Origin of the sequence: Paraglaciecola mesophila KMM 241 (assembly GCF_000315015.1) — a bacterium.
In the GTDB taxonomy this organism is placed as follows: domain Bacteria; phylum Pseudomonadota; class Gammaproteobacteria; order Enterobacterales; family Alteromonadaceae; genus Paraglaciecola; species Paraglaciecola mesophila.
In genome coordinates this window covers 150,087-174,711 of sequence record NZ_BAEP01000004.1, presented here as the reverse complement: position 1 = coordinate 174,711, position 24,625 = coordinate 150,087, and the positions used below count along the sequence as shown (strand labels likewise).

Here is a 24,625-nt window from a genome sequence, read left to right as displayed (position 1 = left end):
ACGCTTTCGTTTGAAGAGCTTTACATCGCTCGGTACTGCTTTTTTTATTATAGTTATTATTGTTCCCTGCATTAGATGATCTGGACATCTAATACACCTAAGGCATTGCAACACATAGGCCAACTTTTAAAGTCCTTATTTTTCAGGTGGTTAGAGTAATTTCGAGGGGGAGGCGCGTACAAGAAGCGCCATAACAGTGGTATACTTTAGTGCAATAAGCACCAAATTAGTGAGCAATTTCAATCGTTTACAATGTGTTAACAGAACGAGAGTGTGCTCATACTTTGTTCGGTTTGACTGTTAAGCTCATCGAGTGCAATGCGCATTTGAGCCACGCGAGATTCAATATCACCACTAACCTTTACGAATGGGATCCCGTGAGTGATTAAATATTGATTCAGAAACTGTTGGAACTCACTTCGGTTGGCATCCCCAGAGCGCTCCCACGTGTCATCATAGGGGATATCGTTATCACAGAGTACTACCAAGTCGTAACGTTGCCAGCTGTCTTCGGCGAGTTTGGTCAGTTCAGGCTGCGGGGTTGTATGGTAGTGGCAGGCAAAGTGCCATGTAGTAAAGGCGTTGGTGTCACAGAATAAATAGCCTTTGGCTTTTTGTTCTGCTTCATCTTCCCATTGGTTTTGCACTTGAGCGATATGCAATAATTGCTCAGGCGTAAGACGCCTATCGACCTGATGTTCAATCCAATACTCTCGGCCATATTCTGCAACGGAAATTGAATTAAATTGTTCAGCGAGGGTTTCACTGAGCGTTGACTTACCTGTAGAAGGCGCCCCTAAAAAAACAATTTTTTTGATCATGGAGATGTGTGCTCGTCATATCACTTTGCTTCTTTTCGGGGAAACCCAAATCAACCAAGTGCGTTATCTAAATGTGTAGAGTGCTTTTCACTATTATGGCGACGGAATTCTTTTATCCAAGTATATTGGCCAACACAAGCCATTATTAAGAAGCTGAAATACAAGGCGGAAGTTGGATATAAGCCCTTTTGCCAGTAAAGTGAAATGGCGACAATATCGACAATTATCCACACCGCCCAATTAAACAGTTTGCGGTGAGTCAGTAACCACTGGGCAATTAAGCTCGCGCAGGTGGTAAAGGCGTCAACATAAGGGAAGCTGGCATCGGTATAACTAGACATGACATAGCCAAGTAAGCCCGCACTCGCAATTGCTATTCCTGCCCAGCAGCTATATTCAGTTAAACTCCCTTGTACGGGGGATATTTTCCCTTGCTGATTTTGATTGTTACTCCATACGTACCAACCATAAAGCTGAAAGCCGATATAAATGATATGTAAGCCCATATCGGAATACAGTTTCACATCGAAAAATATCCAGCTGTAAATGCTGACTTGTACAAATCCAAAAACAAAGCTCCATCGACTACGGTTTATCAGCAGAAATACACTTAAAAACCCCGCAACCGTCGCTACCCATTCAATGGTGGACGCCCCAGCAAAACCTTGTATCCATTCTAACCAACTCATGGTGTAAATACCTGTATATCACCCATAAATGATTTTCCTTTGCCGCCATTACCGCCAATAACATACAAGCTATTACCGATCGAGGTGGTGCTAGTGTATAAAGCGCTTTGATAATTGAATGGTGCTACTTGCCAGCGCGCAGTGTCACGTTTTAAAAAGTAACTATTGTTGGTTTCATCTTCATTGCAAAATACCCACAGCGCGTTGTGCAGCCATGCTGCACTGTGGGCGCTGACAGGGTGCGGCAGTGCTGGTATGTTTTGCCATGTATTGCTAGCTACCTTATATTGCTCGACACTGGCTAGGCTATCGGTGTTTTGTTCGCCACCTACAACATAAATGTTTTGGTTATCGGTTACCACGGCTGTAGATTTTGCGCTCGGCATGTTGGCCATCTTTTGCCATTCTTGCTGCAGGATGTGATAGCGCCAAACAGACGCGCTAGGAATGAGTTGATAACCGTTTTGTGCTTGATAAGAAGTGCCACCGAGTACGTACAAGTAACCATCAAGATAAACGGCTTTATTATCTCTCAAAGGTTCAGGGATATTCCCTAAGGTGCGTATTTCATGGGTAAGGGTGTCGAACACTTCAATGCGCTGCTCAACGCGTACCTTATCTTGTTGATGGCTCACACCGCCAAGCAAATATATCGAGTGCTGCCCATCAAAGACCGCCGAAAAGTAACCTCGTGGTAGCACGCTATTTTTAAGCACAGTTACTTTGCCGGTGTTCGGATCGATAATTTCTACATCACTCAAATAGCCTTGCTTACCATATCCTGCAAATACATAAATATGTTTGCCGTCTGTAGCTGAGGCATGGGCAAAGCGCGGTGTCTTCAAGCGTAAAGTTGGGGTGGGGCTTGCCTTTTCAGGCTCGCCAGAGCGCTCAACCATAGATTCAACTCGCGACGAGGTTTTAGGTTCTACTTGCTCGGACGTTTCAAGCGTATCGCTGGTCTTAGCACGTTCTATTTTTGTCTCTACTTTTGTTTCTATTCTTGTCTGTGTGCTGGGTGATGCACCGGGGGAAACTTGAAAGGCGCATCCGGTTATAAGAACAGGCAAACTTAATAACAATAAAAATCGAATGTTAAACAACATACTCGCCATATAGTGTGGTTGAACTGATTATGGGCAGGAATATATCACCTGAGAGGTAGAATGTATCCATTCACAAACAGATGATCTACGTGAGTGCTATTCTCGGGCGCCTTGTAGCCCACCTGTATGCAATAGCAGAATTTTGCTGCCGGCTGTAAACGCCTTTTTAGCCATGAGTTCTTTCACCGCCCAAAAAAGCTTGCCGCTATACACGGGCTCAATAGGAATGCTCAATGCTTCATTGAATGTCTGGCAAAATTGATGGAGTTCAGGTGAAGCCTTTGCGTAGCCATTAAAATGAAACTGGTGGTTAATGTGCCAATCAGCGATAGGCTGAGGTGTTATAACTTGCGATGGCAACGTAGCCCGCGATGACAGTAATTTACCTACCAACTCTTCTAGGTACCCATCACCTTTGAGCACAGCGATTCCGATGATTTTGGTGTGTAATGGCTCGGGTTGATTCATCGCACCATGAATAAGACCGCCTAATGTCCCCCCGCTGCCAACAGGCGTTAATAAGTAGTCATAGCGTTGAGTGAGCTCAGTAATAATGTCCGCCACGCCAGCTAAAGCAAACTCAGAAGAGCCGCCTTCTGGGATAAACATAGCATTAGAGTATTGCTGGGCTAATGAGGCCAAGTACGTTTTGTCATCACGCAGTTGATAGGTTTTGCGATCAACAAATTGCACGTCAGCTTGCCATGCCACTAAATCTTGTAACATAGGCGTAAGATTACTATGGAAGTGACCACGTACTATCGCTGTGAGCTTTATGTTTAAGCTATTGCATGCATAGCCCAGTGCGTGTAAATGATTTGAGTGGCCACCACCAAAGCTGACGATGTGCCGAACCCCAGTGCTAACGGCTTGCTCAAGTGTGTAGCGCAATTTACGCCATTTATTCCCTGATACTATGGGGTGAATAAGATCGTCGCGTTTTACCCATAATTGGTATTCGTTCGCATACTCCCAATCAGGGAATATCTGCTGCTCAGGGGAGGGGAGGGAAATGTCCTGAATAATAGGCGTCAAGCTTAGGGTATTGATCACAAGAGGGTCACAGCTGTCATAAATGCCACAGTGTAACCTTAATCGTCCGGACTGAATAATAAGGCTCTGTTTCTACCCGCTGCTTTAGCACGATATAGCGCGGAGTCAGCCTGTTCAATTAACTCATTCGACTTTTGATTAGGGCGAGGAACAAGCGTCGCGATGCCAATGCTAACCGTGATAGGTATTTCGCCATCTTGATAGATAAATTTATGCTGCTGAATCGACTGCATAATGGCATCAGCCATTTTTTTACTCTGCTGTGGATTGCAACCAGACAGCAAAACAGCAAACTCTTCACCCCCGTAGCGCACCGCAATATCAGTTGCACGGTTAATCGGTTTGTTGATTGCATGAGCAAGGTGCACCAAGCAGGCGTCTCCGCCTAGATGACCGTAGGTATCATTGACCGATTTAAAATGATCTACATCGATGATCAGCAAAGCTATTTCTATTTTATGCCGGGTTGCGTGGTGCCAGAGGTTTTCGAAATACTGATTGAAATAACCGCGATTATAAATACTGGTTAAGGCATCTGTTTGGCTTAGAGTCTCAAGCTCTCTGCGCTGGGCTTGCAACTCAATTTCAATTTCAAAAGAGCGTTTGTATTCCTTGTTCGATCTTATTCCAATTCCAGAAATGTAGAGTAAAAACACCAGCATCATACATGCTAGAGGAAGAAACCCCTCGGTTAAAAATCCGGTTATCATCACTGGCATCATCAATAATGACAAATTCACAAACGCAAACCTGAGTCTTGGGCTAAGAGCAAAGAGGGCACTGACGCTAATACCTGCAGTGGCTAGCATGGAGACGTGAATGATAGGAGTAAAGCGCTCATCGAAGATTGCTAAAGTAAATACATAACCAAGTATGGCGGCTTGAAGTAGCGATAAAACTGCAAAAATCGCAAACCAGAGTCGGAAAGAAAGTTCGTATAACTGTTGTGAGAAAAAATAGTGAATGAGTCGCGCAACACTGATAAAAAACATGCAACCTGAGAGCACATAAGCCAATGTAGGTTGAGCTGCTAAAAAATGTAGAGGCCAAAAAATTACCGGCAATATAATTGCGTAAACGATGACGCCCATCAAAGAGCGTTTCAGTAAGTCGAAGTCTATGCGTTTTTGAATACTTGAAGTGCGAATAACGTCTCACCCCTAAAAGTTACTAATATTGAACGTATTTCACGTTAGCATAAAACCGATGAGCCCTAATGCGAACCCAAACACCCCACCCATTGGTGGAAACCAATGTTTATCGAGTTTCGCTTGTGGGGCAATATCCTGGAAAATCGAATATAAAATGCCACCTGATGCAAAAAGCATAATCGCAGACACATAATCAGGGTAGTCAGCGAGCCAAAAATAACCACTTAAACCCGCCGCGGGACCAAATAAAGCTAGCGCGCTAAAAATGACTAAAAGTCGGTTGGCGCTGAATTTGTTCCCCTCGCGCATTTCTCTAAACGCATTGAAACCCTCTGGCAAATTTTGTAGAGCGATAAGCACAGCAAGTAGAACCGCATTGCTTTTGCCAGTGGCGAAAGCTGCTCCTAAGGCAACCGATTCGGGTATAAAATCGGCCAACATAGCAGCAAGCTGACTGGCAGGGGTATCAATCTTAACCAGTAAAATATCGATAGCCATAAAGCTTAAGCTGCCAGCAATGAAAAACACCAAACTGGTGGTCAGGCTCAAATTAGCAATCCCTTCAGGGACCAGCACCAAAGCCACAGCAGAAAGCAGCGCACCCCCGCCAAATGCAATCACTAGATGACGAAATTCTTCTTCAAACCACTGAGATTGAAAATGTTCGATGCGCGCGATGACAGCGCCAGCAGGCATTGCTAAACCTGCGATTAGCGTGAACATAATGACTAACCAAACATTGTCCATAGATTGCCTTTAGTTGCCCATAAAATGATGAAACGCTAGATAACGAAAATGCATTTTCAGAATATGCGTTATTCTATAAAAATCAAAGTATTAAGATTACCACAGATGAGTTATTTTGGGTCACTAACGGACACATCAAACAGCGAAATTCGCCTTTTGATGAAATATCTAAAGACCTAAACAAGGCTAGGGAAATCGGTAAATTGCGTGATAAGGTCGTTTGGCCTGATATTTATTAATAAGCAACACATTATGACCATTATACTTCTGTGTTTACTCATCGCGGTTTTGATGCCAATTATTGCCAAAGCTCCTTTAACGATAGCGATGAATAAAGAGCAAGGCGGTTACGACAATCGCTATCCACGTGATCAGCAAAAGCAACTCAAGGGCTTTGGAGCGAGGGCGGCGGCAGCGCACGCAAATTGCTTCGAAGCACTTATTCTATTTGTACCGGGGGCGCTGGCTGTGATTGCAACACAATCTGCAGGTCATTTGGCCCAATACAGTGCGATTGTGTTTATTGCAGCTCGTTTCGGCTACTTATGTGCCTATTGGTTTGATATGCATGTTTTGCGTAGCATTTTATGGGCAATTGGCTATATTGCGTCATTGTTTCTTATTTGGTTAGCCATTCCTTAACTGGTTAGAGAATAAACGTGGATACGACAAATACCAACACCCTCACAATCGCTACTTCGCCCGTTACAGGCGCTACCTCACCTGTCGCCGACGCTGTAGCAACTAAAAACAGTGTAGTACTAGAAACGACGGGGCAGTCATTAATGCAGACGGCGCAACATTACCTAGAGGTAGCGCATCAGCATCTCTTTATGGCCGATACCTACATTCAGCTTGGCTTAATTGCTGGTATCTATTTATTAGCATATTGGCTTGGTAGTAAATTACGAAAGGCGTCTAAATTCGTCGATAATCAGCCTGATGCAAAAGACCACCCCATACGACGTATTACTTATCGTATCGACAAAATGCTGTTTCCGTTGATTGCCATTATTCTTTTGAAAGTGGTGAGCGAATTTAGTGCCAGCGTTATAGGGGCTAACTGGATCTTAGATTTAGCGTTAACCATCGCAGTGCTGTTGTTTGTTAATTCAGTGATTAACGTGTGTGTGTCACATCCTATACTCGCCAACTTATTAAAGTGGATGATGCTGCCCTTGTTATTTCTGCATATGGTGGGCTGGCTAGCGGGGATTATTGAAGTACTGCAAGGTTTGAGTCTTAACCTCGGAAATATTGAAATATCAGCCTACGGACTGGCGCGAGTGTTAATTTTTGGCACGCTGTTGTTTTGGGTGGGCCGTGCTTCGAATAATGTGGGTCAAGACATTATACGTAAACAAGAGTCCTTGGATATCCGCACCCGAGAGGTATTCGCTAAGCTGTTTGAAGTAGCTTTGGTCTGTGTTATTGCCTTGCTACTTTTAAATGTGATGGGCATCAACTTAACAGCACTAGCGGTGTTTGGTGGCGCAGTGGGCGTCGGTTTAGGCTTTGGTTTACAGTCTATCGCGTCAAACTTCATCTCTGGCATCATCATACTGCTTGACCGCTCGGTGACCATTGGCGATTACATTGAAATGGAAGACGGCCAAAAGGGCTTCGTAAGGCATTTCAAAATGCGCTACACCACCCTTGAGACCTATGATGGTAAAGACATCATGGTGCCGAATGAGAAGTTCATCTCTAGCACCTTTGTTAACTGGTCTCACAAGAACCCTAAGCAGCGATATCGTGTGGACTTCTCTGTGGCTTATCAAACTGATATTCGAGCCATGGTCGAAATAATAAAAGACGTGGTGGCTGAGCATCCGCAAGTCTTGAGTGGTGATGAATACCCCATTGAAGAGCGGCCAGATTGCGAAATTGATAGCTTCGGCGACTCAGGTGTAAACGTGTTTGTAGAATTTTGGATGGAAGGCATTGATGACGGTAAAAACCGCGTCGGCGGTGATTTAATGTTGTCAATCTTTGAAACGCTACGTGAACACAACATCTCCATACCGTTCCCGCAGCGTGAAGTGCGTGTTCTAAATACGGATTATACGGTAACCAATACCACCAAAAAAAATAACTAGTACGGGTACCTACCGCTGGTAAATAATGGGGGTAGGGCATAACACGCTACCTTGAATTGGGCGTTTTGTTAGGTGTAAGCTGTTTAATTTACGAAGCGTTTCGCTTGGTTATAGGGGATAAAATCTGGTACATCCCCTTTTAACGATTGGGCCTGCATACCTTGCCAATATTCGGCTGTCATTATTTCTCCGTGCAAGGCCTTAAGTTCTTGCTTCAAGTGCTTCTTACCCACTATAAAGTGCTCGAACTGCTCTGGGAAAACATCTGTCGGGCCCACTGAAAGGGTATCGATGGCGTAGGGGTCGTCAGATTTGGGTAAGGTTCTAAATTCACGTTCAGTCAAATAGCAAATTTCGTCATAGTCGTAAAAAATAACGCGGCCACCTCGAGTGATCCCAAAGTTCTTATGTAACATGTCGCCAGCAAATATATGCGCAGCGGCGATTTGTTTAATGCATAACCCTAAATCATTCAGGGCGCTGGTTATCAAGGCAGGGTTGGTTTGCTGTTCTAAAAAGATGTTTAGGGGCGTCATTTTACGTTCTATGTACAAATGTTTAATGATCACTTCTTCGTCGGTAAGCTCAATGCTATTGGCGCAACAATCGAGTAGTTCATCAATTAGCGCTTGCTCAATTCTATGACGAGGTAAGCGAAAATTTACGTATTCATGAGTGTCTGCCATGCGCCCCACTCGGTCCGTCATTTTGACGAGTTTATAGCAGTCTTTTACATGTTGGCGGGTAATTTTTTTACTTTCGGGAAACTCATCTTTTATGATTTTGAACACCACACCGTAGGACGGTAAGTGAAATACCGCCATAACCAACCCGCGGATCCCTGGGGCGATTGCAAACTGGTCGTTCGTCTCCTCCAGATGCGCCAAAAAGTTACGATAGAATACCGTTTTGCCGTGCTTGTACAAACCAAGGGCAATGTACAGCTCGAACTTCTTTTTGTGAGGCAGTAGCTCATGGAGAAAGGCCACCACTTCTGCCGGGTGCTGGGTGTCAGCCATAAAATAGGCACGGGCAAAACTAAACACCACACTGAGATCCTGACGCTCCGTGAGCAAGGCTTCCACCACTATTTTGTGTTTTTCACCTGCGTTTCTCGCTTCAGTAATAGACAGCGGGATCACGAAGGGCAGAGTTTCATCGGGCATACAAATACGCCCAATTAGGTATGCAGATTTACTACGATAAAACACCGGTTTTAACATTTCTACAGTATGCACGCTGGCCAATTGCTCTCTATTCAAACGCGCACGTAACGCCCCATCTAGGTGCTGTAAATCACGCTGCATGTCATGAAAAGCAATATCGAAATGGTATTGACTAAAAATGTCTTCTAACATTCTGCGCACCGTGCCTGAAGTATCAAAACTGTGCACCACTAAATGGCGTTGTAGCCCCGCTAAATAACAGCGTGTGGGCATAATAAACATCATGTCATCATTAATTTTCTGATGTTTAAAAATCCTGCCCAATACGGAGTTATAAAAGGTCTCAGCTAGTTCATATTGAGGATGATCGCTGAGTATTTTTTGATACCGTGTTTTCAGGTCAAGCCAAAATTGGTTGTTTTCTTGATGGGGAAATACCTGCTGATATATTTCGCCCACTGCGTCAGCCAGGGTGCGCTCATAAATAGCAATGCGTTCTTTTACTGCTTTCTGTGTTTCTTGCCACAGGGCTTGTTCAAAACGTTGTTGGGCATCGCGAGTAATTCGTGAATGCCAGCGATAACTTTTATCAAAGCCGTGCAATATTAAATACGCTACTTTATTCAACACGGAAGAATGTGTGTTGTTCACCCAAAACCTACTTATGCTCTAACAATCAATGCGCTACCAATAGCAAAAAAGCTGTTAGGTTGCTATGCAAAATAGATAATACTGCCACGACTTCAAGTTTTGACGCTATTTGTTTGGTGAGTTTATGACCCGTTATTTAGCTATTGGTTTTCCCATATTATTGTGAGAGTCTAAAGTACTGCTGTGTAACATAAAACCGAGTACAGTGGTGCTAAGCCGAGTAAAGTGGGTCTGTGTAGCGTAAACCCAAATTTTGAAAAATCTTAAAAAATGTCGCAACATCATTTGCAAGGGGGGCACTTCCCATGTTGAACAAGATCACCAGCGCATTACCACACCATTTATCGTTTCTTAAACGTATTATTCGTCTCACTCAACAAAATGAGCAGTTCTGTGGTTTATCGATTTCAGGCTCTGCATCTACCAATAACTTGGACAAATACAGCGACTTGGATCTGGTATTGGCGGTGAAACCTCAACATTACGAAGCGCTAGCCAGACAGCGTAAAGAGTTGGCTGCGTCATATGGTGAATTGCTAGGGTGTTTTACCGGTGAGCATGTAGGTGAGCCTAAAGTGCTGATTTGTTTATATCAAGAGGGCGATGAATTACTGCATGTGGATTTGAAGTTCGTTCCATTATCTGAAGTGGTACAACGGGTGGATAATCCGATTGTACTGTGGGAAGAAGACAGTCAGTTAAGCAATATTTATCAAGGCTCAGACGGGCATTACCCTATACAAAGTCTGCAGTGGTATGAAGATAGATTTTGGGTTTGGGTGCACTACGGTGCCGCTAGGATAGGGCGCGGAGAACTATTTGAAGCATTTGAATTTGTTTCGTTTCTGCGCCAAACCGTGATAGCGCCTTTGGCGAAAAAAGCCCATGGGCTTGAACCCAACGGCGTTCGGCGTATTGAACAAAAATTGCCAGAATTGGCAAATGAGCTTAAAGGAATATTACCAAGTATGGATAAAGCCGAGCTCAAGTCTTGTTTATACGCCCTTGCTGATCTTTATATTCATTATAGAGAGATGCTGAGCACAGACCTAGCATCTAAAGGCTTTGACAGCGAACAGGTGAACGTTAATCAAAAAGCGCAGACTGCTTCGTTGACTTATCTAGCGAATATATAACACTCAAAAGCAAGCAGTGCGCTCATTCCTTGAATCTTGATGGGCGTACTGCTTTAGTCATCCATCCGTTTTCTCTACCCACCATAGGCGCAAACGACAATAAGGCACTTGTCCTTTTCATCCATTTTTTGCGTTTTTATGCTTTTCATACAAGTTATTCATGCGGATAAACTGACACTTGAAATCTAGGTAGTGCCTTTCAAAAATTGAGTATATCTACTCTAGATTTCAGCGCTATTCCTCCTATATTTATCAAGCGAATTACGTTTCAGTTGTGCAAAACGGGTGTGCAGCTTAAGGGCACTTACTCATCGAGTAACGCAATGCAAAGCCAAGCCAATAAAAGAATTTGGCTAATATTGAGAGGGCGTCAAAATGAATAAAACCATGTTAATCGGCATTTTACTGTGCACTTTAAGCACTGTTACTTCGAATAAAAGCAACGCGAGTTTACTGGTTTCTGGTGATAGCATAGATTTGTCCGGCACCACGGCCATGTTGCAACCTGAATTAGCTGGTTCAGTTATTCACGATGAAATTTTGTATGACAGTGTTTCCCCTAGTGGAAACGAATTTTTTGTTGTTGGTATTCAAGTGCAGAATCGTGTGGTGCGCTCGAACCTTGATGGCAGCTTAATATTTGCGCCGAGAATTATCTCCAACCTCAACAATACCACTGGAAATTTTCTAATCGACAGGGCGATAATCAACGGCTTCTCTGACTATACACTGGATGTAGAATACCGAACCGATGGTGCAGGAGACCGAGGACCTAATACCGCCTCTCGTTCGCTTGACGCAGACCAGCTTACTTTTGATTTTTTGTTTCCGCTAGTGGTGTCTAATCTCAACCCAACCCCCCAAGAAGACAGTTACTTCTTTTCAATAAACTCGAACGGCTCGGCGTTTACCAACACCGGCACCATGAGTATCTTTGGCCGACATTTAGATTTTCCAGATGAGGTCTTTGAATTAAATTACACTGGTATGGCGGTGCCTACTGAGAGCGGCGTGCAAGTGCCTGAGCCCGCAATGGCCTCACTTTTATTATCGTGCCTCGCTTTTTTAGTCTTTAGAAATCAATCGAAAAAATCTTAAGTGTGATTAGCCTTGGCGCTATCAATTGTTGATGTTAGACAACCAAGGCTCATTTGGAATGCGTGATGTATGTGCACAGGGAAGAACATCTAATACGGTTCTAAACGGATGTGTTTCACCCACCTCATCATCTTGATAGCTAATGATCAACAAGCATTCTACAAAGGCGATGCGCCGAACCAGAAACTTAAATAAATCTAGTGTGGCATGATCTGCCCAGTGCACATCTTCAAAAACCAGAACGATCGGCTCATTTGATGATTCAAGAGCCTGGTAAAAAGAGGAATAAATACTGGTTGTGGAGGCCCCATTTTCCAACAGTTCTAACAACACTGTGGACAATTCAGCGACTATGTCATGCACTGGGCCGAACGGTCTTGGAGTGAGTAGGGGATCACATCCACTCCAATAAAATCTCGCTCTGGCTTGGTAGCTGCGTCGCATTTGTTCAAGAAACGCGGTTTTTCCTATCCCAGCTTCGCCACAGATCAGTGCCACATGACCAGTACCGCTCGCGAGTTTTTCAACGCACAAGTCAAATTGTGAAATGGCACTTTCTCGTTCAACTAGCATTCGCTATCAACCTGAAACCTGTGTCTCAAAGTGTCTGTTCGTTCCACCTTAATAGAGCACTATTAGAAAATCTATTTTGTCTGAAGATGATTGATTAGACTTTGAAGGATTATAAAAACATTAAAGTGACGTGCTTTATAAGGTGTGAATATGGATGTAGTTGACAAAGTCATCCAAATGCATAAGAGTAGACTTTATCAACTAAATGCATTTTTCTCGCTCAGCGAGGATGTGATGGCGATAATCGGCGTGATTATCAAAACCTAGACTGGAACAGGTTCGGCTATTTAATGTCAGATTGGAAACAAGATTTACACAAGACACGCTACGTAATGGACGTGTTATTGCTTATAAGCTTTATGCTTGTTTCGGCCCCTCAAGCGACAGGCCTGACGGGCCATGAGTGGTTGAGTGTGTTGTTTATAGTGCCCTTTGCCGTACATTTGTTACTGCACTGGGATTGGATAAAACAAAGTGCAAAACGCTTTATTCAGCATATATCTGCTAAAGAGCGCTTTAGTTTGGTGTGGAATTACCTACTTTACGTAATGATGTTGCTTGCTACAGTCAGTGGTTTTTTGGTCTCAGTGGCGCTGTTACCAACGCTTAATATTGAATTACATATTCAAGATTTTTGGTCGAAGATCCACCACGATTCCGCTACTTTGATCATGCCGATTATAGGTGTGCATTTGGCCTTACATTGGCGCTGGATAGTAAATTTGACTAAGCGTATGCGAATGAAAGGGGCGAAAGTATGAAGTACCTGCAATACCATTGGAAGTCGCGTACTTGTGCCGTTTTATTGATCTCTGTTGTGATCAGTGTGCTACTGATCTCATTGGAGTTGACCGATTGGGCCGCACAGATTAACCAACAAGGGTACTCACATGGTGGGGAAGGCGGTGAAGGTAATAAAGTACCAAGTTTTCTGAGATATATTTTACCTTTCGTCAAAGAATTAGTTTTGATCGGCGTTCCAATGTTGTTGACGCTGCTGTTTCTGAAGATTTCTAGAATGCTAAAACGCAGTCCAAATCGTTAAACGACCAAGAGGATAGCCCGGTGCTCGAGCTATCTAGTTCTGGGCGTTCTATTAACGGGATATCTAGCACTGCGTACTCCCACTGCGTAAACCATCACTGCTAAGCATTCAGATTTTGCACCGCATTTTTTTGACTGAGCACATCCCTTGTCACTGGCGGCGCTTGGTGTGATTGTCTTTTTGCGAAAAAATTACATCCGGCCAGTAAAAAAGTTTCAATGCCTATTTTTTTTGGGTTGTATTTTTCACCCGTAGGTTTTTTTATCCCCTTGGTTATTGAACTGCAATGACATGGTTACCAATGGCCTTTTTTTTGCACTTCTTTTTTTGCATTCAATATTCCAATAGTCGTCTTGTAAAGCGCTGTTCGCATCGACGCTATTATTTCTCTAATTATGAAGGACTAGTCATGACTGAATCATTCAAATATGCAGGCAATAAAGGCAAAGGCGGTGAACTGCACCAACCAGCCTCAGACACTCACCCCACCATGACCACCGCTCAAGGTTGTCCTGTGAGCGATGACCAAAATTCCCTCAAGGTCGGCACGCGTGGGCCGGGCTTGTTGGAGGACCAAGTATTACGAGAAAAACTCTTTCACTTCGACCACGAGCGGATCCCTGAGCGGGTAGTACATGCTCGAGGCTACGGAGCTCACGGGTATTTCGAGACGTACGAGAGCCTAGAGGATCTTACCAGTGCAGATATTTTTCAGCGCAAAGGAGAAAAAACACCTGTTTTTGCGCGCTTTTCTACCGTAGCAGGTAATAAAGGGTCGCCTGACTTGGCCCGTGATGTTCGCGGTTTCGCCGTTAAATTTTATACCCAGCAAGGGAACTGGGATTTAGTGGGTAACAACATTCCGGTGTTCTTTATTCAAGATGCGATGAAGTTCCCTGATCTGATTCATTCAGCGAAAGCTGAGCCAGATCGCGGCTTTCCTCAGGCGCAAACTGCACATGATAATTTTTGGGATTTCATCAGCCTCACCCCTGAATCAATGCATATGGTGATGTGGGCTATGTCCGACAGGGCTATACCGCGTTCACTACGTTTTATGGAAGGTTTCGGTGTACACACTTTCAAGATGATTAACGCCCAGGGCGCAGAGAAGTTCGTTAAATTCCACTGGAAGCCCAAAGGGGGAGTGCAATCCGTTGTATGGAACGAAGCACTTAAACTTAATGGGGCGGATCCTGATTTTCATCGCCGAGACATGTGGCAAGCGATTGGTCAAGGTGACTACCCAGAATGGGAGTTAGGTGTGCAAGTTTTCGATCAGGAGTTTGCCGATAGCTTCGAATTTGATGTGTTTGACGCCACCAAGCTTATCCCTGAAGAACAAGTGCCAGTGAAGATTATTGGTCGAATGGTGTTAGATCGCGTTGTGGATAACTTTTTCGCTGAAACTGAGCAAGTGGCATTCTGCACCCAGAATATCGTGCCAGGGTTAGACTTTACACCTGACCCGCTGTTGCAAGGCCGCAACTTTTCCTACCTCGATACCCAAGTTAAGCGTTTGGGTGGTCCCAATTTTACTCACATCCCGGTTAACGCGCCTAAATGCCCTATGCGCCATTTCCAGCAAGATGGTCACATGGCAATGAATAATCCAAAAGGTAGGGTCAATTATGAGCCAAATTCGTGGGAGGGGGCCGAACACAATCCTAGAGCATGCCCAGCCCATGGCTTTGAAAGCTCTTCTGAGTCCATGTCCATGAGTGGTGACAAACTGCGTTATCGTTCAGAAACCTTTGCCGATCATTACAGTCAAGCACGTCAGTTTTACATTAGCCAAACGGATATCGAGCAAGCACATATGCAAAATGCTTTAGTGTTTGAACTATCTAAAGTTGAGCATTTAGCGATCCGAGAGCGAATGGTGTCGCACTTGCTGAACATTGACCAGACGTTTGCCAAAAAGGTTGGCAAAGGTTTAGGATTGAAAACTATGCCAAAGGCCGCTGAAGCTGCGCAGAAAGCGCGTCAAGACTTGCCGGTTTCTGATGCCCTAAGTATGCTTAAAAACCCTCCAAATACCTTTAAAGGGCGCAAATTAGGAATACTGCTCACGGATGGCGCAGACGCTGACTTATTTGCTGATATCACTCTGGCCCTGAAAAAAGAAGGTGCTAACTACGAGGTTGTGGCACCTACAGTTGGTGGCGTTACGTTAAGCAACGATGAATTTATTCCAGCTCAGCAGGTCATTGATGGCGGACCATCAGTACTCTACGACGCCGTGTTGGTATTGGTCACCAAAGATGGCGCTAAGCAGTTAGCGAAAATACCTGAAGCGAAAGACTTTGTCAGTGATGCCCATGCTCATATGAAGTTTATCGGGCATACAGCTGCCGCTATGCCATTAACTAAAGCTGCAGGACTGATTGACAAGATAGATGCGGGTTGGCTTGATTTAGAAAGCACTAAACCCAAGTCCTTCGTTAAACAGTTGCGGAATCTGCGCTTTTGGCAGCGTTAAAGTAACTCACGGACGACTGCTGGGATCCACTTCCTTGCATCCTGCCTCATTTCTCGAATTAGTTAAGCCGGTATTTTACCGGCTTTTTTGTATGAAATTTACACACTTTATTCCGCCATAAAAAGTAGTAGTGAAATAATTCGTTTACGAAGTAAATAACTATAGTTAAACCTTTTTGCAATCAATTCTGCGGTTGAACGGGCATCAACAGCATGATTATAAAAGTATTATTAGCATAATCGCTTAAATATTGTGCTCATTCGTTGTACTCTATTGATTCGTGTTGAACTTAATTTTGCTAATTGCTGCTATTAAATTAATATCACACCTATAAAAATAATTATTTACACCCCCCTTTAAACTAGAACACACAAGGCAACAAGCACATGAGAAAATCTAAGTTAAGCTACGCGGTTGTCGCCGCGCTTGCGACCACTTCTGTGTATGCACAAGAAGCTTCTCCTAAAGCAGGCAAAGCAAGCATAGAAACCATCGAAGTTACCGCGACAAAACGCTCAGAGTCTATTCAAGACATTCCCGTGTCAGTTACCGCATTAAACGGTCAAGCGCTGGAAAATCTTGGTGTAGATAATTTTCAAGAGTACGTCGAATTCTTACCAAACGTGATTTTTCAGGGAACAGGCCCCGGTCAGAATGAAATCTATATTCGTGGGGCCGCTACCACACAGAGTAATATATCAGTTTCGTCAGTGCAGGCACTGCAGCCCTCCGTGGCATTTTATTTAGACGAGCAGCCGGTTTCTATGCAGGGGCGAAACCTGGATATATTCGCCACTGACATGCAACGTATTGAGGTTTTGCCTGGGCCACAAGGTACACTTTTTGGCGCTAGCTCGCAGTCAGGTACCGTGCGATTGATCACCAATAAACCTGATCACTCGGGTTTTTCTGCCGGTGTTGATACTAGCACCAGCTTCACCAAAGGCGGTGAAATGAGTAATTCGGTTGAGGCATTCATGAACTTTGCTGTCTCTGATGACTTGGCGTTACGTGTAGCAGCCTATTCTGATAATCAAGGCGGTTGGATTGATAACATTCGAAACGACCCTGCTAATGGCGGCTATATCGGTAGCGCGGTTGTTATTGATAGAATCTCAGGTGGCGTGCTTAGCGACCCTGAAAATACTCCCGTCGTTTCGCCTGAAAACGATGCGTTAGTGGAAGATGACTTTAACGATGCGGTCTACTCTGGTGCGCGTTTTGGTTTGTCTTACATTATCAATGAAGATTGGGATTTGTTGGTTCAACATACTCAGCAAACATTGAGCACTGAAGGTGTTTTCTCCTATGACCCGAATCTTGATGGCGAAACGTCTACCAACCGTTTTGTCCCGGAAGACAACGACGATGAATTCGGCTTAACCACGTGGACCCTTGAAGGGCGTATGGATAAGCTTGAAGTGGTGTATACCGGTGGCTATCTAGACCGTTCAATCGATTCAACCATTGATTACACGGGTTACACTAACGGTGGGCTATTCTCTGCTTATTATGTGTGTAACTACGGTGGCGATGTGGCACCAGAAGATGAAGTTTGCCTAGATCCTACTAAATACTACAAAGAAAAAACCGATAGTACGCGTATGACTCATGAGCTGCGTTTCAACACCTCGAGCGATAACCCATGGCGCGTAACGGCCGGTGTTTTTTATGACGAGCAAGAACTCAATTCTGTAGGTAAGTTCAACATTGCTAACACTGAAAAGTTCGACAATCTCGCACGTACTCTAGTGGGCTCTGAAGGTATTAACTCTAATGGTGGGCCGTTCGAGCCTAGCATCAGTTTTGTGAACGATATTCAGCATGACATAGATCAGATAGCGGTATTCGGCCAGTTCGAATACGATTTAACAGACGATATCACTGCTACTCTTGGTGCGCGTTGGTACCAAATTGAAGATACCTACAAAGGGTCAACGACAACGGTTGACGTTAGCGGCCGTCTACGTGCATTCGGTACTCAAGACCCAGATGCACTAGCGGGTATCGATGGTGGAGTAATCGAAGCAATAGCAAACGGTCAACTTGAAGTTGATTTGTTAGATGACAATGGCACATTGACGGTTGATGATGTTATCTTAAAAGCGTCTGTTGATTGGAAAGTGAATGAAGATGTTTTAGTGTTTGCAACCTATTCTGAGGGCTTCCGTCCGCCAGTAACCAACCGCGTAGGTGGAGGCTTAGCAACCAATCAAACGGGCGCGTTCGAGAACTTCAGAATTCCAGTTTATTCTACTACGGATTCACTTGATAACTATGAACTTGGTATCAAAGGTGACTTCCTAGACGGAATTTTACGTGTCAATGCTACTGCGTTTTACTCTGAAATCACTGATTTACAAACATCGCGTTATGACCCAACCAATATTAGTTTCTTGGTATTCACAGATAACGTAGGTGATGCAGAAATACGCGGAATTGATGCTGACTTAACCTGGTTAGCCACTGACAATTTAGTGATCAATGCCGCATTTAGTATTTTAGATACGGAACTGACACGGATTAACTCTGCACTCGATGGCATCGCGCCACCTGTGGGCAGTAGCCTTCCGTACTCTGCTGATTTTTCAGGCAACATTCGCGCGCGTTACTACCATGAATTGGACAACGGTATGACCGCCTATGTGAACGGCTCAATCAGTTACACTGGTGACCGCTTAGCGAGCATGTCTATGGATGCCTATGCACTTGAAGATGCTGCTCAATTAGTTTACGGCGCAGGAACCGGCCTTAGCATTGAGCAGGAAGCTGATGTTTATCAAGGGGTAACCTACCCGGGCTCCAATGGAGAAGTCATCCAAGGTGGGCGTTACATTCAAGATAGTTACATACTTACTAACGTTGCATTTGGTATTACTAACGACGAATGGAAAGCTGAGATCTTTATTGATAACCTAACGGATGAGAGTGCTATCTTGTATATTGATGCACAGCAATATACGCCTAAAATAGTGTCTAACAGACCACGTACCGTAGGGTTAAGATTGTCTTACGACTTCTTCTAATCTTACTGATGTGCTTAATTTATTAAGCGCAATACGCATATGAAGGCAAGCCTATCTAGGCTTGCCTTTTTTATGTACGGGCATGACACATCACCATTCAGTTTTCGGAGTCGCTACATTGAGTACTAAGCATACGTCCCAAGCCAATCAATCGTTTAATGAAGCGTATAACGGAATAAAGCGACTTATTCAACAGGCGAAATTTAGTCAGGCCATTGCTCTGTGCCATCAGCAGTTAGCGGGGGATTTAACAAACGATAATAGAGTAGAAATACTGTATTTTTTAGTGGTAGCTCAGCGGTTAAACGGGGATTTGGGTGAGGCAATTGAGTCAAATAAAACTTTGCTGGAGGCAAATACTAAGCACGCACGAGCTTGGCAAGAAAACGGCTATTTGTATCTTGCTGCGGGTAAACCACAACAGGCCGCTCAGTCTTTCTACCAAGCGACCCAGCTAAATCCTGCACTGCTGGCCAGTTGGCGCGCATTAGTGCCACTTTATCAGCAGCAGGAAAATACCAAAGCGGTGACAATCAGCCAAGCACAAATAGACTATTTATCCGGGCTACCTAATGCGGTACTAGGTGCTAAAGATTTGATGTACGAAGGCAATTTGCACGCTGCTGACAAAGTTTGTCGTCAGTTCTTACAAGCTAATAAACACCATAGCGAGGCGATGTTGTTGCTCGCTGAAATTGGTATTCAGCTGAAAGTGTATGGCGAGGCTGAATTTATTTTAAGCAGTTGTTTAGCGCTTTACCCTGAACATAAAACGGCGGGGATTGCGTACCTTCAACTGCTAGCAAAAATGGCTAAATTTTCCGAAGCAAAAGCGTTGGCTGATACGCTGCTCGCGGCCTCTGGCGATAACGTAGTACTGTTAAGTGCTAAGGCCAGTGCCATGGTGGGTCTGGGGGAAGTGCAAGAAGCCATTTCAATTTACCAAGGGTTATTGCAACACAACCAAAACCAGCCGGGCATACAACTATTGTTGGGGCATGCGTTAAAAGCGTTAGGGGATTTGCCAGGGGCGATTAGCGCATACCAACAGGCGTATCGCTACAAAGCCGAATTTGGTGACGCTTATTGGAGTTTAGCCAACACCAAAACCTATCGCTTTAGCGATAGTGAGCTTGCTTCAATGGAGCAACTCGTTACCCAACAGAGTATTGGGTTAGATGACAGAGTTCATCTGCATTTCGCCTTAGGTAAGTCATTGGAAGATAAGGGCTCTTTTGATGCCGCGTTTTCACATTATGCCCAGGGCAATCAACTTAAACAGCAACAGATTAACTACAATCCTGAGGTGTTCGAGCGTCAAGTCGCTAAGCAAATCGATACCTGCCAAGCAGAATTATTTGCGCGCTTAAAAGAAGCGGGCGAGCAACGTGCTGATCCCATTTTCATTGTTGGTTTACCCAGAGCGGGCTCAACGTTACTCGAGCAAATACTCGCATCGCACTCTCAAGTTGATGGCACGATGGAACTGCACGATATCCTTGGGCTGGCATCAAAATTACAGGGGCAGAAAAACCAATATCCTCAGGTGCTGACCGATTTGGAAGGCAGCTATTTTGCTCGTTTTGGGCAGAAGTACCTGCAAGACACTCAAGTGTACAGAGCCGGCGCGCCGTTTTTTATTGATAAGATGCCGAACAACTTTCTACACATCGGTTTGATCAAACTTATACTGCCTAACGCCAAAATAATCGATGCAAGACGTGACCCTATGGCGTGCTGTTTTAGTGGTTTCAAACAGTTATTTGGTGATGGTCAGGAATTCTCTTACGGTCTTGAAGACATCGGGCGCTATTACCGCGCTTACGAAAAGCTTATGGCCCATTGGGACACTGTATTGCCTGGGTTTGTACTTAAAGTGCAGCATGAAACCCTGATCGACGATTTGCATGGTCAAGTGCAGCGAATTTTAGATTTTTGTGGATTAGAGTTCGAGCAACAGTGTATCGATTTTCATAAGACTGAGCGGGCGATAAAAACCCCCAGTTCAGAACAAGTTAGGCAGCCTATATATCGCTCAGGTATGGAACAGTGGAAGCACTTCGATACCCATTTAAGCCCTTTGAAAAAGGTCTTAAATCAACCCAAGTAAACCGAATTCAAATAATAAGTGCACCACTTGGGGAAGATGCAAAAGTACTTAATCAATGCGCTTGAATGAAAGCGCTATTCAACACAGAGCCAGATTAACGTCACTCAAATTGGTAATTGAGTAACTCGATGTCTCGTTGATAATGCCGAGCGACGGCTTCTAAGGAGTTATCATTGTAGTAGTGGCGGTAATCAGCTTGCCGATTATTCGCTTTTCGCTTGTGGGGAAGAGATAAAGTCTTTATGCCACAGCGTTTACCAATGGCATTGAAATCCTCATTTAAGGTCTCATAGCGTCCAATGTAATCCACGATAATGTTGCCGTATAAATCGATAAGATGGTCACTTTGTAGCTTAGTCGCGATATCAAAGTGAAAAATATAAGGCCTCTGTGGATCAAACTTATATGTGATGAATTCGTTAAAATTATTTATCCCTTTGAGCAAAGCAGGCTTTTCTCGCTGAATATGATGGTAGGAGGAAACTTGCAGATCCCAAGGGTTACGTACAAATGCAAACTTGAACAGTTGATTGAAAAAGGCATCTGGCAGCATCTCTTTCGCTGTAATGGCACCGCAGTGACGAGGAAATTTAGTGCCAGTAGTATGCCCACTAAAGTTGCTCAATTTATGGCAAGGCAACATAAGGTAGTACATAGGGTCTCGCCAACGTAACTTGTTAAGCACAGAGCGAACGCTTGTACCGCCTGTTTTTGCGATATGTATGTATAGAAATCGATAGCGGTGGTTTAGCAGCATGTTTTCACTCATTTCAACGTCGCTCCAGCGATACTGCCAGAAAGAAAATTTCTGAATCGACATTAACAAACAGCTTACCGAAATCGAATAGCGTGACATGATAATGCTGAACATCTCCACGTTTGTGTAAAGAAGTGGCAGCGTTTGACTTTGAATGAGCCGTGATAGCACTGATAAAGAAAAATCAGTGCTGTTTAAAGGCTAAGCATTGCTGATTAACAAGCGATAACCTTTAGCTAAGAATTTTCTCTTTACGTAATTTGCGCTTAAACGATGCCACCATTTGCTCTTAGTACTTGGCCATTTATCCAAGCGCCATCTGGGCTAACAAGAAATGCTACCGCACGGGCAATATCATCCGGTGTGCCTAATCTTTCTAACGGACTCATTTTAGCCAAGCGGTCGATCAGTTCCTGCGATTTACCATCCAAAAATAAGTCTGTGGCTGTGGGGCCAGGTGCTATCGTATTCACCGTGATGTCCCTACCGCGCAGCTCTTTGCTTAAAATTGCACTCATGGTTTCTACTGCTGATTTTGTCGCTGCGTAAATACCGTACTGTTCGAGCTTTAAACCGACAACACTAGTAGATAGATTCACAATTCGCCCCCCGTTTGGCATTCTGTTAGCTGCCTGCTTTAGGGTATTAAATGTGCCTTTTAAATTGACTGCGATTTGCTGATCAAAATCCTGTTCTTCACTTTGTGCCACGGGCGCATTTTTCATAATCCCTGCATTATTGATTAGTACATTCACAGGGCCAAGCTCGCTTTCTATCGTGTCGAACATTTGGCTAACAGCATCGCTATTTGCTACATCACAACAAATAGCTAACGCCGTGTATCCTGCATCTTTTAGTTCAGTCACCAAGTCGTCTGCGGGCGCTGGATTTTTAGAGTAATTGACTGCGACAGCAAAGCCATCGGTAGATAATCTACGTACTATTGCGGCCCCAATTCCCTTCGAACCACCTGTGACTAACGCGATTTTAGGTAAAGACATAATTAACTCCTGAGTTTGTAATAAAGGCTCAATCAGCTTACAAGGTTTGATTTCGAATAGGGGTGATAGAAAATTAATCTTACAATTGCTGTAGTCAAGTAAGCGCTGTGCTTCTTCACACTCACGCATGCTTAAGTATCTTTGCGTATGGTGCAGCTACTTTTCGCGAGATATTAGGCGTTATTATTACGGCGAACTAGCACTGCATCGATGCTCTGTTTACACGATATATTGTCGTTATGAGCAACAACCTGCGTATTTCAATTTACACAGCAAATTCCATCAAAATTGCATTTGAGAGCGGCGGGTCTGAAATACTCGAGGAAAAACGCCGCTAACTATTTTTGCAACTTGCTAACATTTGCCTTACCATTGTTAACAATTAACTAATCGGGTTGTTTGATAGTCGATGCGTAGCTTTCTATTTTATGTCTTGGGAGTCCTTTCATCTATTGATGTATTTGCCTCACCGCAAACGCTATTTTGGGGACACGTCTACGAGGTCAGCGAGCCTTTACATAAACAGGCCGTGTGGGCCGCAGAGCAAATAAAACTGCGCACTAAAGGGCGCTACGACATTCAGGTCTTCCCGGTTTCTATGCTGGGTAAAGAAGCTGCGCTCAATGAAAGCTTACGTTTAGGCAGTGTCGACATTATTTATACTGGTACCAGTTTTGTCGCTCAGCTATTTCCCCCTTTTGCCCTAACCGATTTACCTTATATCTATGCTAGCTATGAACATTGGCAACGCTTTAATGAAAGTGATTTATTTGATGAGCTAGCCAAGGGCTATGCAGACATCACTCAGGGTAATCAAATTCTGGCCAATAACTACTACGGTGCCAGGCACGTGACCTCTCACGCAGCCGTTCTTGGCCTAGCTGATAGCAAAAACCTGAAAATACGCGTGCCCAACGCGGCGATTTTCAAAATGTTCCCTGTGGCCATAGGCGCCAACCCGACACCAATTGCATTTTCTGAGGTGTATATGGCACTGCAACAAGGTGTGGTTGATGCACAAGAGAACCCGTTACCAACGATAAAGGCCAAAAAGCTGTATGAAGTGCAGCCACATATTAGTCTCACTGGGCATATGTTGGGCTCAAATTTGAGCATCATTAGTCAACGTAGATGGGCAATGCTAAGCGCAGAAGATAAAGATATTTTTAGTACTGTGCTAAGGCAAGCCGCTACCCGTGTATCTGATGAAACCCGCACTATTGAACTTGAGTTGGTGGCATGGTTTGAGGCCCAAGGGATACAGGTTCATCAGATTGATACCCATGCCTTTCGCCAAGCAACCTTGGCCCTTCATAAGCCCTATTTGCCTATCGTAGGGCGCGAAAATTATCAACGTTTGTTGCAGCTAAATAGAGAAGATAAATAAGTATGTCCTCATCTGAAGTCGATACCAGCCATAGTGAACAGCCGGTTGCTGATTTGCCGCTCCATTTAGAAGAAGTGATTAGCCTAGTGATATTTTGGGGACTCGCCGTCTTATTATTCGCACAATTTTTCAGTCGTTACGCTCTTGATGCTTCCCTGGGATGGTCGGAAGAATTGGCCCGTTACTTACTTATTTTACTGGCGTTTTCAGGGGCGAGTATTGCCACAAAAAACGATGCGCATATCGGAGTTATTCTGTTGCATAGATACCTGCCTGACACAGTACTTAGTGTGCTGCAGCTGTGTATCGCTTCGCTTAATTTAGCAGTGGTGCTGCTGTTAACGGGATATGCCAGCCAAATTGGTCTTGCCTTACCGCTTTACACACTGGCTTCGCTGCCTATATCAATGAGTTGGTTTTACGGGCTTATCACGCTGCTTTTACTCTTGATGGCTAGCAGAAGTGTTTTGGTAATGAAGTATCGCTGGCGCTTAATGCGTCAGGCACATATGACTGAGGTGGCGTGA

21 protein-coding genes are annotated in these 24,625 nt (G+C 44.2%); 11 read left to right on the top strand and 10 right to left on the bottom strand.

The annotated features are described in order from the left end of the window. Nucleotides 1-257: 257 nt before the first annotated feature. The 6 genes from GMES_RS01215 to GMES_RS01190 form a co-directional block, all read right to left on the bottom strand. A complete protein-coding gene (locus tag GMES_RS01215) occupies nt 258-821 on the bottom strand; it encodes an ATP/GTP-binding protein (RefSeq protein ID WP_006990719.1) in 564 nt (187 codons plus the stop codon). A gap of 50 nt (nt 822-871) precedes the next feature. After that, the gene (gene pnuC, locus GMES_RS01210; RefSeq protein WP_006990718.1) at nt 872-1,510 is read right to left on the bottom strand and encodes a nicotinamide riboside transporter PnuC; all 639 of its coding nucleotides are present in this window, start codon (nt 1,508-1,510) and stop codon (nt 872-874) included. Further along, nucleotides 1,507-2,616, bottom strand: a complete 1,110-nt coding sequence (locus GMES_RS01205) for a Kelch repeat-containing protein (RefSeq protein WP_006990717.1) — start codon at nt 2,614-2,616, stop codon at nt 1,507-1,509. The genes pnuC and GMES_RS01205 overlap by 4 nt, the downstream gene beginning before the upstream one ends. Nucleotides 2,617-2,712: 96 nt before the next feature. Further along, complete coding sequence (locus GMES_RS01200; RefSeq protein WP_006990716.1) at nt 2,713-3,669, bottom strand: 1-aminocyclopropane-1-carboxylate deaminase/D-cysteine desulfhydrase; 957 nt, start codon at nt 3,667-3,669, stop codon at nt 2,713-2,715. A 38-nt stretch (nt 3,670-3,707) separates the two neighbouring features. After that, nucleotides 3,708-4,760 (bottom strand): GGDEF domain-containing protein, encoded by a 1,053-nt coding sequence (locus tag GMES_RS01195; RefSeq protein ID WP_006990715.1) that lies wholly within the window; start codon nt 4,758-4,760, stop codon nt 3,708-3,710. A 96-nt stretch (nt 4,761-4,856) separates the two neighbouring features. After that, a complete protein-coding gene (locus GMES_RS01190; protein WP_006990714.1) occupies nt 4,857-5,567 on the bottom strand; it encodes a ZIP family metal transporter in 711 nt (236 codons plus the stop codon). 252 nt (nt 5,568-5,819) lie between these two features. On the opposite strand from GMES_RS01190, the gene GMES_RS01185 reads away from it, so the two are divergent. Further along, entirely contained in the window at nt 5,820-6,209 is a 390-nt protein-coding gene (locus GMES_RS01185; RefSeq protein ID WP_006990713.1) for an MAPEG family protein, read from the top strand. A 17-nt stretch (nt 6,210-6,226) separates the two neighbouring features. Continuing rightward, nucleotides 6,227-7,666 (top strand): mechanosensitive ion channel family protein, encoded by a 1,440-nt coding sequence (locus GMES_RS01180; RefSeq protein ID WP_039986199.1) that lies wholly within the window; start codon nt 6,227-6,229, stop codon nt 7,664-7,666. Nucleotides 7,667-7,749: 83 nt separating this feature from the next. Here GMES_RS01180 and aceK read toward each other — a convergent pair whose 3' ends face one another. Next, nucleotides 7,750-9,483 (bottom strand): bifunctional isocitrate dehydrogenase kinase/phosphatase, encoded by a 1,734-nt coding sequence (gene aceK, locus GMES_RS01175; protein ID WP_006990711.1) that lies wholly within the window; start codon nt 9,481-9,483, stop codon nt 7,750-7,752. A 305-nt stretch (nt 9,484-9,788) separates the two neighbouring features. Between aceK and GMES_RS01170 the strand changes: the two genes are divergently transcribed. Then, nucleotides 9,789-10,619, top strand: coding sequence for an aminoglycoside 6-adenylyltransferase (locus tag GMES_RS01170; protein WP_006990710.1), 831 nt, complete (start codon nt 9,789-9,791; stop codon nt 10,617-10,619). 375 nt (nt 10,620-10,994) lie between these two features. Next, nucleotides 10,995-11,717 carry a hypothetical protein gene (locus GMES_RS01165; RefSeq protein ID WP_006990709.1) on the top strand — a complete coding sequence of 241 codons (723 nt, stop codon included), beginning with the start codon at nt 10,995-10,997 and terminating at the stop codon, nt 11,715-11,717. A gap of 21 nt (nt 11,718-11,738) precedes the next feature. Here GMES_RS01165 and GMES_RS01160 read toward each other — a convergent pair whose 3' ends face one another. Next, nucleotides 11,739-12,290 (bottom strand): ATP-binding protein, encoded by a 552-nt coding sequence (locus GMES_RS01160; protein WP_006990708.1) that lies wholly within the window; start codon nt 12,288-12,290, stop codon nt 11,739-11,741. Between the two features lie 290 nt (nt 12,291-12,580). Here GMES_RS01160 and GMES_RS01155 point away from each other — a divergent pair, with 290 nt between their 5' ends. From GMES_RS01155 to GMES_RS01135, 5 genes are all read left to right on the top strand, one after another. Beyond that, on the top strand, nt 12,581-13,051 hold the full coding sequence (locus GMES_RS01155) for a DUF4405 domain-containing protein (protein ID WP_006990706.1): 471 nt from the start codon (nt 12,581-12,583) through the stop codon (nt 13,049-13,051). Beyond that, on the top strand, nt 13,048-13,335 hold the full coding sequence (locus GMES_RS01150) for a hypothetical protein (protein ID WP_039986197.1): 288 nt from the start codon (nt 13,048-13,050) through the stop codon (nt 13,333-13,335). The genes GMES_RS01155 and GMES_RS01150 overlap by 4 nt, the downstream gene beginning before the upstream one ends. 409 nt (nt 13,336-13,744) lie before the next feature. Beyond that, nucleotides 13,745-15,817, top strand: coding sequence for a catalase (locus tag GMES_RS01145; RefSeq protein ID WP_006990705.1), 2,073 nt, complete (start codon nt 13,745-13,747; stop codon nt 15,815-15,817). Between the two features lie 386 nt (nt 15,818-16,203). Then, on the top strand, nt 16,204-18,843 hold the full coding sequence (locus GMES_RS01140) for a TonB-dependent receptor (protein WP_006990704.1): 2,640 nt from the start codon (nt 16,204-16,206) through the stop codon (nt 18,841-18,843). Between the two features lie 118 nt (nt 18,844-18,961). Next, the gene (locus GMES_RS01135) at nt 18,962-20,953 is read left to right on the top strand and encodes a tetratricopeptide repeat-containing sulfotransferase family protein (protein ID WP_006990703.1); all 1,992 of its coding nucleotides are present in this window, start codon (nt 18,962-18,964) and stop codon (nt 20,951-20,953) included. A 100-nt stretch (nt 20,954-21,053) separates the two neighbouring features. Here the strand turns inward: GMES_RS01135 and GMES_RS01130 are convergent, their stop codons facing one another. Beyond that, nucleotides 21,054-21,710, bottom strand: a complete 657-nt coding sequence (locus GMES_RS01130) for a sulfotransferase family 2 domain-containing protein (protein WP_039986237.1) — start codon at nt 21,708-21,710, stop codon at nt 21,054-21,056. A gap of 266 nt (nt 21,711-21,976) precedes the next feature. Beyond that, entirely contained in the window at nt 21,977-22,711 is a 735-nt protein-coding gene (locus GMES_RS01125; protein WP_039986234.1) for an SDR family oxidoreductase, read from the bottom strand. A gap of 409 nt (nt 22,712-23,120) precedes the next feature. Here GMES_RS01125 and GMES_RS01120 point away from each other — a divergent pair, with 409 nt between their 5' ends. Both GMES_RS01120 and GMES_RS01115 read left to right on the top strand, forming a co-directional pair. Beyond that, the gene (locus tag GMES_RS01120; protein ID WP_006990700.1) at nt 23,121-24,098 is read left to right on the top strand and encodes a sialic acid TRAP transporter substrate-binding protein SiaP; all 978 of its coding nucleotides are present in this window, start codon (nt 23,121-23,123) and stop codon (nt 24,096-24,098) included. A 2-nt stretch (nt 24,099-24,100) separates the two neighbouring features. After that, entirely contained in the window at nt 24,101-24,625 is a 525-nt protein-coding gene (locus tag GMES_RS01115) for a TRAP transporter small permease (RefSeq protein ID WP_006990699.1), read from the top strand.